We start from the raw sequence: 13,197 nt of genomic DNA on the forward strand, positions 1-13,197 counted from the left end.
AACATCATTCCGGCAATTGTGCGATCAGCAGGCTGGCCAGGTGTTCGCGCAACCCGGGGTTCGGCAGGTCATCCAGCATGGCACGGCAGAACGCGGCGGTCAGCAGCGCGCGCGCCTCGGCCAGCGGGATGCCGCGCGAGCGCAGGTAGAACAGCGAACGCTCGTCGAGCTGGCCGACCGTGGCGCCGTGGGCGGCCTGCACTTCGTCGGCGTAGATTTCCAGTTCGGGCTTGGTGTCGATCTCGGCACCGGCCGACAGCAGCAGGTTCTTGTTGCTGAGGCTGGCGTCGCTGCCGTCGGCACCGGGCGCCACCACGATGGCGCCGCGGAACACGCCACGGGCACGATCGTTGGCCACGCCGCGCCAGTTCGAGCTGGAGGCGGTGTTCAGCGCCTGGTGGCGGATCGCCAGCTGGGTGTCGATGTGCTGGCGCCCGTGCGGCATGAACACGCCGCGCGTGTGCAGCTTCGCCTCGTCGCCCAGCAGTTCGACCTGCAGGTCGTGGCGCACCAGGGCGCCGCCCAGCTCGACCACGTGCAGGGTCGCTTCGCTGCGCGCCTGCAGGCGCAGGTGGCTGTGCCGGATCAGGTTCGCCGTCGACGCCGCGTTCTGCAGCGTGACGTGATGCAGCTTCGCGCCCGCTCCCACGTGGATGTCGCTGACGAAGGTGGCCAGTTGCGCCTGACCGCCGTCGCCAAGGTGTTGCTCGATCAGGGTGAGCGACGCGCCCTCGCCCAGCTCGATCAGGTTGCGCGCATGCCAGGCCAGTTCCCCCTCGCCGTCCGCACCGACGAAGACCAGCTGCACCGGCGCCGCGATCGTGGCGTGGGCGGCCACGCGCAGCACCATGCCGTCGGTGGCGCTGGCGGCGTTGATCCGCGCGAAGGCATCGGCGGCACCGCGCGTCTCGGCACGGGTGGCGGATCGCGACCAGCCGAAGCGCAACGGCTCGGCGTCGTCCTTCAACACGCGCGACAGCGGCTGCAGGGTGAGCCCGTCGGGAAGCGCGTCCAGCATCGACAGGTCGGCGCGGAACACGCCGTTGACGAAGACCAGTCGCGCGCCCTCGACGCCGGGCAGGGTCAGCAGCGAAGGATCGACGGCGCGATCGGATGCGACCGCGTCGCCGTGGGCGAAGCGGCGCTGGGCCAGGCCGCGCAAGGCGGTGTACTTCCACGCCTCGACCCGGGTATCGGGCAGGCCGGTGCTGGCGAACGCGTCGCGACTTTCCTGCCGCGCGGCATCCAGCCAGGCAATGCCGCTGGCCGGCAGCGGCGCGTCGAGCAGCGACTCGACCAGGGGCAAGGTGGCCGGCTGGGTCATGCCACCGCTCCGTGCCTCACGCCGGCATAGCCCTGTTCTTCCAGCCGCAGGGCCAGCGACTTGTCACCGCTCTCGACGATGCGGCCGTCGGCCAGCACGTGCACGAAATCCGGCACCACGTAGTCGAGCAGGCGCTGGTAGTGGGTGATCATCAGGAACGCGCGCTCGGGCGAGCGCAGCGTGTTGACGCCCTGCGCCACCTGCTTCAGCGCGTCGATGTCCAGGCCCGAGTCGGTCTCGTCGAGAATCGCCAGCTGCGGCTCCAGCACGGCCATCTGGAAGATCTCGTTGCGCTTCTTCTCGCCGCCGGAAAAACCTTCGTTGACGGCACGGTGCAGCAGCTCGTCGGAGATCTGCATCACCTTCAGCTTCTCGCGCACCAGCTTGAGGAAGGCCATCGAATCGAGTTCCTTCTCGCCGCGCTGCTTGCGCTGCGCATTGAGTGCCGCGCGCAGGAAATAGGTGTTGTTGACGCCGGGAATCTCCACCGGGTACTGGAACGCCAGGAACACGCCGGCCGCCGCCCGCGCTTCCGGTTCCAGCGCCAGCATGTCGATGCCGTTGTAGCTCACCGTGCCCGCCGTCACCTCGTAGCCGTCGCGGCCGGACAGCACATTGCCCAGGGTGGACTTGCCCGCGCCGTTCGGCCCCATGATCGCGTGCACCTCGCCCGCGTTCACGGTGAGGCTGAGCCCCTTGAGGATTTCCTTGCCCTCGACGCGGGCGTGCAGGTTTTCGATTTTCAACATGGTTTTGAGCCGGGAATGGGGAATGGGGAATGGGGAATAGAAAAAAGCAGGCGACGCGGCAGTCTGGAAGGGAGCGGGAACGGGGCTTTTACTATTCCCTACTCCCGATTCCCTGCTCTAACCCACCGCACCTTCCAGCGACACCTCAAGCAGCTTCTTCGCCTCCACCGCGAACTCCATCGGCAGCTCGCGGAAGACCTGCTTGCAGAAGCCGTCGACGATCATCGACACGGCGTCTTCCTCGGCGATGCCGCGACTGCGGCAGTAGAACATCTGCTCGTCGGAGATCTTCGAGGTGGTCGCCTCGTGCTCGACGATGGCGCTGGGATTCTTCACTTCCATGTACGGGAAGGTGTGGGCGCCGCACTGCTTGCCGATCAACAGGCTGTCGCACTGGGTGTAGTTGCGCGCGCCCTCGGCGCCCTTCTCCATCTTCACCAGGCCGCGGTAGCTGTTGGAACTCCTGCCGGCGCTGATGCCCTTGGAGACGATCTTGGACTTGGTGTGCTTGCCCAGGTGGATCATCTTGGTGCCGGTGTCGGCCTGCTGGAAGTGATGGGTCAGCGCGACGGAGTAGAACTCGCCCACCGAACGATCGCCGCGCAGCACCACGGACGGGTATTTCCAGGTGATCGCCGAACCGGTTTCGACCTGGGTCCAGCTGATCTTCGAATCGTCGCCGCGGCAGTCGCCGCGCTTGGTCACGAAGTTGTAGATGCCGCCCACGCCGTTCTCGTCGCCGGGGTACCAGTTCTGCACGGTGGAATACTTGATCTGCGCCTTCTCCAGCGCCACCAGCTCGACCACCGCCGCGTGCAGCTGGTTCTCGTCGCGCTTCGGTGCGGTGCAGCCTTCGAGGTAGGACACGTGGGCGCCTTCCTCGGCCACGATCAGGGTGCGCTCGAACTGGCCGGTGTTCTGCGCGTTGATGCGGAAATACGTGCTCAATTCCATCGGGCAGCGCACGCCTTTCGGAATGAACACGAAGCTGCCGTCGGAGAACACCGCCGAGTTCAGCGCCGCGAAGAAGTTGTCGCCGGTGGGCACCACGCTGCCCAGGTACTTCTGCACGATCCCGGGATACTCGCGGATCGCCTCGCTCATCGAGCAGAACAGCACGCCGGCGTCGGCCAGCTGCTTGCGGAAGGTGGTGCCGACGGAGACCGAGTCGAACACCGCATCCACCGCCACGCCGGCCAGCGCGGCGCGCTCGTGTAGCGGAATGCCCAGCTTCTCGTAAGTTTCCAGCAGGGCCGGATCGACTTCGTCCAGCGACTTGGGCTGCTTCTTGGGCGCGGCGTAGTAGCTGATCGCCTGGTAGTCGATCGGATCGATGTTGAGCTTGGCCCAGTCGGGCTTGGGCATGGTCAGCCAATGGCGAAAGGCGTCCAGCCGCCAGTTGGTCATCCACTCCGGCTCGCCCTTGACCGCCGAGATCGCGCGCACGGTGTCCTCGTCCAGGCCGGGCGGCAGGCCGGTCATCTCGATCTTGGTGACGAAGCCGGCGCTGTAGGTGCGGCCCAGTGCCTCGGCAACGGCGGCGTTGTCACGCAACGCGGTGGCGGTGCTGCTCTGCTCGTTCATGATTTCGTTCATTCGGTGGTGACCCGGCGGGACTTGGCCGGCATCGCGATGTCGCTGATGGCCACGGCGGCGATCCGTCGCGACGGCCGCGGCGGTTGCGGCTTCAGCATGTCGGCCAGGCTGACTGCGCGCAGCGCGTTGTCCAGCACGTTGTTGACCAGTTGCCAGCTGCCGCGCACGCCACACTGTGCCTCGCGATCGCACTGGCCTTCGGCCATGCTGCATTCGGTCATGCCGATCGGACCCTCGATGGCCTCGACGATCTCGACCAGCGAAATGTCGGCGGCCGCGCGTGCCAGCCGGTAGCCGCCATTGACGCCGCGGAACGACTCGACCAGGGCGGCGTGCCCCAGCGCCTTCAGCAACTTGCTCACGGTAGGCAGCTCCAGCCGCGTCTCGTCGGCGATCTGCACCGCGCTCAGCACCTCGGTCGGGTGCGCAGCGATGCAGGTCATCACCACGGTGGCGTAATCGGTCAGTCGGCTGACGCGGAGCATGGGGCGCTCGGAACGGGTTTGAATCAGGACTGAAATGGTACTGATTAGAGCCCTCGCGGTCAATAAAGCCCCGCCGCCTCGTCACGACGGCAGCGGATCGCTAAGCTGGAATTCTCTTGTAGCCCAGCGTTGCCATGACCCCGATTGCCGACCGCGCCACCATCCGCCTTGCCTGGACCCGAAGCATCCTCGACGATGCCTCGCTGACCCTCGAATCCGCCTCGGCCGACGCCAGCTTCCGCAGCTACTGGCGCACCCGACATGCCGGCCAGAGCTGGATCGTGATGGACTCGCCGCCGGCGCAGGAGGACCCGCGCCCGTGGCTGGAAATCGGCGCGCGCCTGTCCGCCGCCGGGCTGCACGTGCCACAGGTGCGGGCGCACGATCTCGAGCAGGGCCTGCTGCTGATCGAGGATCTCGGCTCGCGGCTCTATCTGCCCGCATTGAACAACGACACAGTGGACGCGCTCTACGGCGACGCGCTGGAAGCTTTGCTGCGCATGCAGCGCGAGGCGGACACGAGCGGGCTGCCCCCGTACGACCACGCCTTCCTGCAACGCGAGCTGGAGATCATGCCGGAGTGGTTCCTGCGCCGGCACCTCGGCTGCACGCCCGAATGCGAGGAATGGGACGTGCTGGAATCAGCCTTCACCGTGCTGCTGAAAAGCGCACTGGAACAGCCGCGCTGCTTCGTGCATCGCGACTACCACAGCCGCAACCTGCTGATCACCGCGCACGACAACCCGGGCATCATCGACTTCCAGGGTGCGCTGCACGGGCCGATCACCTACGACCTCGCCTCGCTGCTGCGCGACTGCTACATCGTGTGGGATCGCGCGCGGGTCGAGGCCTGGACCGAAGGCCATCGCCTGCGCCTGCTCGGCGCCGGCCTGATCGAACCGGCGGTCAGTCGCGAACGCTTCCTGCGCTGGTTCGACCTGATCGGCCTGCAGCGGCACATCAAGGTGCTGGGCATCTTCTGCCGGCTGTACTACCGCGACGGCAAGTCCGGCTATCTCGACGACCTGCCCCGCGTGTACGACTACGTGATCGAGGTGGCGGCGCGTTACCCCGAGCTGGCCGACTTCGTGGCCTTCCTGCAACGCCAGGTCGGCGCACGCGACCTGTGCCAGGCGGCAGCGGCATGAGGCACGCGCTGATCTTTGCCGCCGGCCTCGGCGAGCGCATGCGCCCGTTGACCGATCACACGCCCAAGCCCCTGCTCCGCGTCGGCGGCAAGCCGCTGATCGCGTGGCATCTGGAGAAGCTCGCCGCCGCCGGCGTGAACTACGTGGTGATCAACACCTCGCATCTCGCCGAACAGTTTCCCGAAGCATTGGGCGACGGCTCGCGCTGGGGCCTGCGCATCCGTTACGCCTACGAAGGGCCGATACCGCTGGAAACCGGTGGCGGCATGCTGAACGCGCTGCCGCTGCTGGGCAACGAGCCGTTCCTGGTGGTGAGCGGCGATGTGTGGTGCGACGCCGACTTCGGCCGGCTGCCCGCCGAACCTCGCGGCCTTGTGCACCTGCTGTTGACCGACAACCCCGCCCATCATCCCGGCGGCGACTTCCGGCTGGATGCGACGGGACAGGTCCACGGCGACGGCGAACCCCGGCTGACCTACAGCGGCATCGGCGTGTTCCGCCGCGAGTTGCTGGACGACTGGGCCGGGGCGGCCGGTGCCGCAGCGGGTGCCGACGCGAAGCCGCCACGGTTCAAGCTGCGGCCGTTGCTGGAGGCGGCGATGGCGCGGGGGCAGATCGCCGGTACGCACCATCGGGGCGCTTGGACCGATGTGGGCACGCCGGAGCGGCTGGCGGAGCTGGAGGACGGGTTACGGGGGTAAGGTGAGGCGCGTCTCATGCAAAAAAACGGCCCGGATTGCACCGGGCCGTTTTCGTTCGGCTGCCCTGCGGGCACGTGAAGAAAGCGGATCTCGCTTCGACTGGGAGCTACCCCATCTGCCCTGCGGGCATCTTCCCCTGCATGCAGGGGAAGACCATTTGGAATCGCTCGCGGAGCGAGCGATGGTTGTTTCAGGGGCGCCGCGCCAGCTCGGGGTTTTCCTTGGTCACCGGCATCAGGTCCTTCTTCGACACGCCCAGCCACAGCAGGATCGGACTGGCGACGAAGATCGAGGATAGCGTGCCGACCACGATGCCAATCAGCATGGTGACGGCGAAGCCATGCACCGCGGTGCCACCGAAGAAGTACAACGCACCCATGGTGATGCCGGTGAACAGCGAGGTGATGATGGTGCGCGACAGCGTGTTGTTGATCGAGCGGTTGAGGATTTCCTCCGGCTCGGCCTTGCGCGCCAGGCGGAACAGTTCGCGGATGCGGTCGAACACCACCACCTTGTCGTTGATCGAGTAGCCGATCACCGCCAGCACCGAGGCCAGCACGGTCATGTCGAACTCGCGTTGGACCAGCGCCAGGATGCCCAGGGTGACCAGGGTGTCATGGACTTCGGTGGCCACCGCCGCAATCGCGAAGCGACGCTCGAAGCGGATCCACAGGTAGGCCATGATGCCGAGGATCACGAACACGGCGGCCACCGTGCCGTCGCTGCGCAATTCCTGGCCGACCTGGGCGCTGACGTAGTCGCGGCTCTTCAGCTTCGCGTCCGGGCGGGCCACGTGCAGCACCTTGACCACGTCGGCGGCGATCTTGTCGAGGTTGAACTTGCCGGCGGCATCGACGGCGCCCGGATCGTCCTTGGGCTGCAGGCGGATCGACACCTCACGGGTACCGCCCAGGCTCTGCACCATCGCATTGTGGATGCCGCCCTTCTCCAGCGCGCCACGCACGTCGGCGATTTCCACCGACTTTTCGTAGTCGACGACCATCGACACGCCGCCGGTGAAGTCCAGGCCGTAGTTGAGACCCTTGAACGCGATCAGGCCAATCGAGGCCACCATCAGGAAGATGGCGATGGCCACGGTGTACTTGCGCATCCCCAGGAAGTGGATATTGCTGTCGTGATTGAAAATTTCCATGGGGATTCCTTAGACCGACAGCGTCTTGAGCTTGCGATGGCCGTGGATCGCCGCGGTGAACGCGTGCGTCAACGTCACCGAGGTGAACAGCGAAGTCAGGATGCCGATCAGCAGGGTCACGCCGAAGCCCTTGATCGCACCGGTACCCATCGTGGTCAGTGCCAGCGCCGCGATCAGGTGGGTGACGTTCGCATCCAGAATGGTCGACCAGGCCTTCTCGTAACCGGCGCGGATCGAGGCGTGCGGGCTGGAGCCGTTGCGCAGCTCCTCACGCACGCGTTCGCAGATCAGCACGTTCGCATCGATCGCCATGCCCAGGGTCAGCACGATGCCGGCCACGCCGGGCATGGTCAGGGTGACGCCGATCAGCGACATCACAGCCACCAGGATCACCAGGTTGAAGAACAACGCGATGTCTGCGACCAGGCCGAACAGCTTGTAGTAGATCGCCGCGGCCAGCAGCACCAGCGCCAGGCCCAGCAGCACCGCCTTGAAGCCCTTGTCGATGTTGTCCTGGCCGAGGCTGGCGCCGATGACGCCCTCCTCGACGATGTCCATCGGTGCGGCCAGCGCGCCGCCCTTGAGCAGCAGGGCCAGGTCGGATGCCTCTTTCGGGCTGCCCAGGCCGCTGGTCTGGAACTGCTTGCTGAAGGCGCCCTGGATGGTCGCATCGTTGATCACCGTCTCGGTGATCTTGGGCACGCGCACTTCCTTGCCGTCGACGACCTTGGTCTCGTAGACCTGCTCCACGTACACCACCGCCATCGGCTTGCCGACGTTGGCGTTGGTGAAGTCGCCCATCTTGCGGGCGCCGGCGGCGTTCAGGGTCACGTCGACCTTCGGCGTGCCGCTGTTCTGGTCGATGCCGGAAGAGGCGTCGATCAGCTGGTTGCCGGTCACGATGATCTGCTTGCTGACCAGCACCGGCCGGTTGTCGCCGCGCATGTAATACAGGTTGGCATCCGGCGGGATGTTGCCGGTGCGCGCTGCTTCCACCGCACGCGCATCGCCGGGCTGGCCGATGCCGGGGCGGTACTGCAGGGTGGCCACCGCGCCGATCAGTTTCTTCGCTTCGGTCGGGTCCTGCACGCCGGCCAGTTCGACCACGATGCGGCTTTCGCCCTGCTGCTGGATCAGCGGCTCGGACACGCCCAGCGCGTTGATGCGGTTGCGCAGCGTGCCCAGGTTCTGGGTGATCGCACCGCGGGCCAGTTCGCGCAGCTTTTCCGGCTTGACCGTCACCTTCAGCATGAAGCGGTCGCCGGTGCTGGCGCCGTCGGACACGTTGAGGTCGGTGTATTCGTTGGCGATCGCGTCGGACGCGGTCTTGCGGTCGTCGGCCGAGCGCAGGATCACCGAGATGCCCTGGCCATTGACCGCGCTGCGGGTGACCGACTCGTAGCGGATGTTCTTCTGGCGCAACAGGCTGCGCACGTCATCGGCGTAGCTGTTTTCCTGCTTCTCGATGACATCCTTCTGGTCGACCTGCATCAGGAAGTGCACGCCACCCTGCAAGTCCAGGCCCAGCGGCATCGAGCGGGCGCCGATCACGCCCAGCCAGTGCGGCACGTTGGACTGCAGCTTGAACGCGACCGTGTAGCCGTCGCCCACCAGCGCCTTGATCTCGTCGGAGCCGGTCTTCTGCACGTCGGAGTTGGCGAACGTCACCAGCAGGTGGTCGCCTTCCACGAAGACCTCGTTCACGGCGATCTTCTTCGCCCTCAGCCCGGCTTCCACCTTCTGCTGGAAGGCGGTGTTGATCGGCGGCGCATCGCGGTTCGCGGTGACCTGTACCGCCGGCACCGGCGGGAAGGCGTTCGGCAGCGCGTAGATCACGCCGCACAACATCACCAGCGCGACCAGCGCGTACTTCCAGCGAGGAAAATCACTCATGCCTTGCATCCATCAAAGCCGCGGCACCAGGCCGCGGCGGTAGCAACAATCGGGAATGGCCACGTTGCAAGTCGCCGCCCAGGCCCCCTGGCGGCGTCCGGTACTTCTTCAGACGGATTTCAGCGAGCCCTTGGGCAACACCTGCTGCACCGCGCCCTTCTGCACCTTCACCTTGACGTTGCTGGCGATCTCGACGGTGATGAAGGTCTCGCCCACTTCGTCCACCCGTCCGGCGATGCCGCCGTTGGTGACCACTTCGTCGCCCTTGGCCAGGCCCGCGATCAGTGCACGATGCTCCTTCTGCCGCTTCGCCTGCGGACGGATCATCATGAAATACATCAGGCCGAACAGCACCACCATCATGATGATCATGGACATGCCGCCGCCGGCGGGCTGCGGAGCCGCGGCCTGGGCCAGCACGGGGGAGATCGGAAAACTCATGGATTTGTCTCGCAAGTCTGGGCGTTGTCGAGGTTTTCGACAGAACGCCTGGGAAAAGATTCCCGATTATGCCATGCACCCCCGGAGCGTGCACGGCAGCGGCCGCGAGGGGTCCTTCAAGGGGTCAGAGTCACTTTTCGCCTGCGAAAAGCGACCCTGACCCCGTCCCGGCTACCCGGCGACGGGCGTAGAACTCCGCCACGAACGCTTCCATGGCCTGGCCGGCGATCGCCTCGCGCAGCCCGGCCATCAGCCGCTGGTAATAGCGCAGGTTGTGCATGGTGGCCAGCTGGCTGCCGAGGATCTCGTTGCAGCGGTCAAGATGTCGCAGGTAGGCGCGGCTGAAGCCATTGCTGCAGCTGTAGCAGTCGCAGCCTTCCTCGATCACCGCCGTGTCGGTGGCGTACTTGGCGTTGCGGATGCGCAGCGTGCCCTCGGCGGTGAACAGGAAGCCGTTGCGGGCGTTGCGGGTGGGCATCACGCAATCGAACATGTCGATGCCGCGGCGCACAGCCTCGACGATGTCCTCGGGCCGGCCCACGCCCATCAGGTAGCGCGGCTTGTCCACCGGCAGCAGCGGCACGGTGAAGTCCAGCGCCTGGTTGCGTTCGGCCTCAGGCTCGCCCACCGCCAGGCCGCCGACCGCGTAGCCATCGAAGCCGATGTCGATCAGGCCCGCGGCCGAACGCTGGCGCAGGTTCTCGTAGACGCTGCCCTGCACGATGCCGAACAGCGAGTTGGGGTTCTTCAGGTCGTCGAAGGCGCGGCGCGAACGCGCGGCCCAGCGCAGCGAGAGTTCCATCGAGTCGGACGCCACCTTCTCGGTGGCCGGATACGGCGTGCACTCGTCGAAGATCATCGCGATGTCCGAATCCAGGGTCTTCTGGATCTGCATCGACACTTCCGGCGACAGGAACACCTTCGAACCGTCGACCGGCGAGGCGAACGTCACGCCCTCCTCGGTGATCTTGCGCTTGTGCGCCAGCGAGAACACCTGGAAGCCGCCGGAGTCGGTGAGGATCGGCTTGTCCCAGCCGATGAAGCGGTGCAGCCCGCCGAACTTCTCGACGATCTCCAGCCCCGGCCGCAGGAACAGGTGAAACGTGTTGCCCAGGATGATCTCGGCGCCGGTCTCGGTGACGTCGCGCGGGGTCATCGCCTTGACCGAACCGTAGGTGCCCACCGGCATGAACGCCGGGGTCTCGATGGTGCCACGGGCGAACATCAGGCGGCCGCGGCGGGCGGCGCCGTCAGTGGCGTGAACGTTGAACTGAAGGGAGGTCATCCAGCCATTATCGGCCTTGAAGGGGTCGGAGTCATTTTTTCGCGAGCGAAAAAATGACTCCGACCCCGCCTAGACGCCGCGCGGCAGGATCAGCATCGAATCGCCATACGAGAAGAACCGATACCGCTGCTCCACCGCGTGGCGATACGCGTCGAGCATGTACTCGCGCCCGGCCAGTGCCGACACCAGCATCAGCAGGGTCGACTGCGGCAGGTGGAAGTTGGTGAGCAGGCCGTCGATGCTGCTGAAGCGGTAGCCGGGGAAGATGAAGATCTGCGTCTCGCCGGCGAACGGATGCAGTTCGCCGTCCTTGCTGGCGCTTTCCAGCGCGCGCACCACGGTGGTGCCCACCGCGATCACCCGCCCGCCGTTCGCGCGGGTGCGGCGGATCTGGCCAATCAGGTGCGCCCCGACGTTGAGCCACTCGGTATGCATGTGATGGTCTTTCAGGTCATCCGCACGCACCGGCTGGAACGTGCCCGCGCCCACGTGCAGGGTGACGTAACCGAACTCGACGCCGCGCTCGCGCAGCCGGGCCAGGGTCGCCTCGTCGAAATGCAGGCCCGCGGTCGGCGCCGCCACCGCGCCGGGCTCGCGGGCGAACACGGTCTGGTAGCGGTCCATGTCGCTGGCGTCCGCGTGGCGCTCGATGTACGGCGGCAGCGGCATCTCGCCCAGTTTCAGCAGCAATTTTTCCAGCGGTTCCGGTGCCTCGAAACGCAGCCGGAAGAAGCCCTCCTCGCGACCCAGCACCACCGCGTGGCTGCCGTCGGCCAGCTCGATCCGGCCGCCCTCCTTCGGCTTCTTGCTGACGCCGAGCTGGGCGATGGCCTCGTGCGCGCCGGTGACGCGTTCCAGCATGATCTCCACCGCGCCGCCGGTGTCCTTGCGCCCGTAGAGCCGCGCCGGAATCACGCGGGTGTCGTTGAACACCAGCAGGTCGCCCGGCCGCAGGAAGTCCGGCAGTTCGCGGAACATGCGGTCTTCCCGCGACTGCGCCGCCACGTCGAGCAGCAGCATCCGGCTGGCCGAGCGTTCGGGCAGCGGGGCTTGGGCGATCAGCTCAGGTGGCAGTTCAAAATCGAAATCGGACTTCTTCAAGGCAGGTGTGGCCGGCATCGGGAAACGGGACATTATCCCGCAGCAGGCGCACCGGGGCACGCGCGCAAAAAAACGCCGCCCCTCGCGGGGCAGCGCTCATCCCTTCACGCACAGCACCTGGCGCAGCGTGTGCACCACCTCGACCAGGTCGGTCTGCGCGGCCATCACCGCGTCGATCGACTTGTACGCCGCCGGCGACTCGTCGATCACTGCCGCGTCCTTGCGGCATTCGACGTGGGCGGTGGCTTCCCGATGCTGGGCCAGGGTGATCTGCTGGCGCGCCGCGGTACGGCTCATCACCCGGCCCGCGCCGTGGCTGCAGCTGTGGAAGCTGTCCGGGTCGCCCTTGCCGCGCACGATGTAGCTGCACGTGCCCATGCTGCCCGGGATGATGCCGAGCTCGCCGGCGCGGGCGCTCACCGCGCCCTTGCGGGTCACCAGCAGTTCCTCGCCACCGTGCGTCTCCTTCTGCACGTAGTTGTGGTGGCAGTTCACCGCCATCTGTTCCAGCTGGAACTTCGGCAGCCGGTGGCGCATCTCGGCCAGCACCCGCGCCATCATCGCCTCGCGGTTGGCCCGGGCGTAATCCTGCGCCCAGGACACTGCTTCGACGTAGTCGTCGAACAGCGGCTCGCCTTCCATGAAGAACGCGAGATCCTTGTCCGGCAGGTCGAAGCCCAGCACGCGCTGCGCCAGCTCCTCGCGCGCCCGCTGGATGAAGTAGCTGCCGATCAGGTTGCCGGTGCCGCGCGAACCGGAGTGCAGCATCACCCACACCGCGCCCGATTCGTCCAGGCAGACCTCGATGAAGTGGTTGCCGCCGCCAAGCGTGCCTAGTTGCCGGTCGACCTTGTCGGTGCGGATCTTGCGGTGCTTCGCCTTGATCGCCTCCAGCCGCTCGGCCAGCCGGGATTCGACCAGCATCGTGTGGATGCTGTCCGAGGGCTTGCCATGCTCGCCGCCACGGCCGTTGCCGACCGGCACGCCGCGCTCGATGCTGGAGCGCAGCTGGGCCAGGTTGTCCGGCAGGTCGCTGGCGCGCAGCGTGGTCCGCACCGCGGCCATGCCGCAGCCGATGTCCACGCCGACTGCGGCCGGGATGATCGCGCCCCGGGTCGGCACCACCGAACCCACCGTGGCGCCCTTGCCCAGATGCACGTCCGGCATCACCGCGACCCACGGGCCGACGAACGGCAGCGTGGCGATGTTGCGCAGTTGCTGCTTCGCCGAATCTTCCAGCGGCACGCCGTGCACCCAGCCCTTGATCGGCGTGGCGCTGCCTTCGGCTTGCAGCAGTTCGTACTGTTGGTTGCTCATCACA

12 protein-coding genes are annotated in these 13,197 nt (G+C 66.6%); 2 read left to right on the forward strand and 10 right to left on the reverse strand.

All coding sequences use genetic code 11. The features are described 5' to 3' along the window. Window positions 1–4: 4 nt before the first annotated feature. The 4 genes from sufD to AC3A56_RS02595 form a co-directional block, all read right to left on the reverse strand. Complete coding sequence (sufD, locus tag AC3A56_RS02580) at window positions 5–1,324, reverse strand: Fe-S cluster assembly protein SufD (protein WP_487769252.1); 1,320 nt, start codon at window positions 1,322–1,324, stop codon at window positions 5–7. Continuing rightward, window positions 1,321–2,073, reverse strand: coding sequence for a Fe-S cluster assembly ATPase SufC (gene sufC / locus AC3A56_RS02585; protein ID WP_487769253.1), 753 nt, complete (start codon window positions 2,071–2,073; stop codon window positions 1,321–1,323). The genes sufD and sufC overlap by 4 nt, the downstream gene beginning before the upstream one ends. Before the next feature lie 117 nt (window positions 2,074–2,190). Beyond that, the gene (gene sufB, locus AC3A56_RS02590; RefSeq protein ID WP_487769254.1) at window positions 2,191–3,657 is read right to left on the reverse strand and encodes a Fe-S cluster assembly protein SufB; all 1,467 of its coding nucleotides are present in this window, start codon (window positions 3,655–3,657) and stop codon (window positions 2,191–2,193) included. Window positions 3,658–3,665: 8 nt separating this feature from the next. After that, window positions 3,666–4,154 (reverse strand): SUF system Fe-S cluster assembly regulator, encoded by a 489-nt coding sequence (locus tag AC3A56_RS02595; protein WP_007804535.1) that lies wholly within the window; start codon window positions 4,152–4,154, stop codon window positions 3,666–3,668. 134 nt (window positions 4,155–4,288) lie between these two features. On the opposite strand from AC3A56_RS02595, the gene AC3A56_RS02600 reads away from it, so the two are divergent. Beyond that, complete coding sequence (locus AC3A56_RS02600; RefSeq protein ID WP_487769255.1) at window positions 4,289–5,302, forward strand: aminoglycoside phosphotransferase family protein; 1,014 nt, start codon at window positions 4,289–4,291, stop codon at window positions 5,300–5,302. Then, window positions 5,299–6,003: an N-acetylmuramate alpha-1-phosphate uridylyltransferase MurU gene (murU, locus tag AC3A56_RS02605; RefSeq protein ID WP_487769256.1), complete on the forward strand. Its 705-nt coding sequence runs from the start codon at window positions 5,299–5,301 to the stop codon at window positions 6,001–6,003. The genes AC3A56_RS02600 and murU overlap by 4 nt, the downstream gene beginning before the upstream one ends. 190 nt (window positions 6,004–6,193) lie before the next feature. Here murU and secF read toward each other — a convergent pair whose 3' ends face one another. The 6 genes from secF to AC3A56_RS02635 all read right to left on the reverse strand — a co-directional run bounded on the left by secF (window position 6,194) and on the right by AC3A56_RS02635 (window position 13,193). After that, window positions 6,194–7,156 (reverse strand): protein translocase subunit SecF, encoded by a 963-nt coding sequence (secF, locus tag AC3A56_RS02610; RefSeq protein WP_056717925.1) that lies wholly within the window; start codon window positions 7,154–7,156, stop codon window positions 6,194–6,196. A 9-nt stretch (window positions 7,157–7,165) separates the two neighbouring features. Next, window positions 7,166–9,049: a protein translocase subunit SecD gene (secD, locus tag AC3A56_RS02615; RefSeq protein WP_056717926.1), complete on the reverse strand. Its 1,884-nt coding sequence runs from the start codon at window positions 9,047–9,049 to the stop codon at window positions 7,166–7,168. A gap of 108 nt (window positions 9,050–9,157) precedes the next feature. Beyond that, window positions 9,158–9,490 carry a preprotein translocase subunit YajC gene (yajC, locus tag AC3A56_RS02620; protein WP_007804525.1) on the reverse strand — a complete coding sequence of 111 codons (333 nt, stop codon included), beginning with the start codon at window positions 9,488–9,490 and terminating at the stop codon, window positions 9,158–9,160. Window positions 9,491–9,620: 130 nt separating this feature from the next. Then, on the reverse strand, window positions 9,621–10,775 hold the full coding sequence (gene tgt / locus AC3A56_RS02625; protein ID WP_487769257.1) for a tRNA guanosine(34) transglycosylase Tgt: 1,155 nt from the start codon (window positions 10,773–10,775) through the stop codon (window positions 9,621–9,623). Window positions 10,776–10,844: 69 nt separating this feature from the next. Beyond that, a complete protein-coding gene (queA, locus tag AC3A56_RS02630) occupies window positions 10,845–11,909 on the reverse strand; it encodes a tRNA preQ1(34) S-adenosylmethionine ribosyltransferase-isomerase QueA (RefSeq protein ID WP_487769258.1) in 1,065 nt (354 codons plus the stop codon). Window positions 11,910–11,972: 63 nt separating this feature from the next. Continuing rightward, the gene (locus tag AC3A56_RS02635; RefSeq protein ID WP_487769259.1) at window positions 11,973–13,193 is read right to left on the reverse strand and encodes an RtcB family protein; all 1,221 of its coding nucleotides are present in this window, start codon (window positions 13,191–13,193) and stop codon (window positions 11,973–11,975) included. Between the last annotated feature and the right edge of the window lie 4 nt (window positions 13,194–13,197).

The sequence above is a fragment of the Rhodanobacter sp. Soil_C_14 genome (genome assembly GCF_057657335.1).

What these genes read in the sequence shown, in the direction of transcription:
- sufD (WP_487769252.1), bottom strand. Translation starts at nt 1,324, where the DNA reads ATGACCCAGCCGGCCACCTTGCCCCTGGTCGAGTCGCTGCTCGACGCG.
- sufC (WP_487769253.1), bottom strand. Translation starts at nt 2,073, where the DNA reads ATGTTGAAAATCGAAAACCTGCACGCCCGCGTCGAGGGCAAGGAAATC.
- sufB (WP_487769254.1), bottom strand. Translation starts at nt 3,657, where the DNA reads ATGAACGAGCAGAGCAGCACCGCCACCGCGTTGCGTGACAACGCCGCC.
- AC3A56_RS02595 (WP_007804535.1), bottom strand. Translation starts at nt 4,154, where the DNA reads ATGCTCCGCGTCAGCCGACTGACCGATTACGCCACCGTGGTGATGACC.
- AC3A56_RS02600 (WP_487769255.1), top strand. Translation starts at nt 4,289, where the DNA reads ATGACCCCGATTGCCGACCGCGCCACCATCCGCCTTGCCTGGACCCGA.
- murU (WP_487769256.1), top strand. Translation starts at nt 5,299, where the DNA reads ATGAGGCACGCGCTGATCTTTGCCGCCGGCCTCGGCGAGCGCATGCGC.
- secF (WP_056717925.1), bottom strand. Translation starts at nt 7,156, where the DNA reads ATGGAAATTTTCAATCACGACAGCAATATCCACTTCCTGGGGATGCGC.
- secD (WP_056717926.1), bottom strand. Translation starts at nt 9,049, where the DNA reads ATGAGTGATTTTCCTCGCTGGAAGTACGCGCTGGTCGCGCTGGTGATG.
- yajC (WP_007804525.1), bottom strand. Translation starts at nt 9,490, where the DNA reads ATGAGTTTTCCGATCTCCCCCGTGCTGGCCCAGGCCGCGGCTCCGCAG.
- tgt (WP_487769257.1), bottom strand. Translation starts at nt 10,775, where the DNA reads ATGACCTCCCTTCAGTTCAACGTTCACGCCACTGACGGCGCCGCCCGC.
- queA (WP_487769258.1), bottom strand. Translation starts at nt 11,909, where the DNA reads ATGTCCCGTTTCCCGATGCCGGCCACACCTGCCTTGAAGAAGTCCGAT.
- AC3A56_RS02635 (WP_487769259.1), bottom strand. Translation starts at nt 13,193, where the DNA reads ATGAGCAACCAACAGTACGAACTGCTGCAAGCCGAAGGCAGCGCCACG.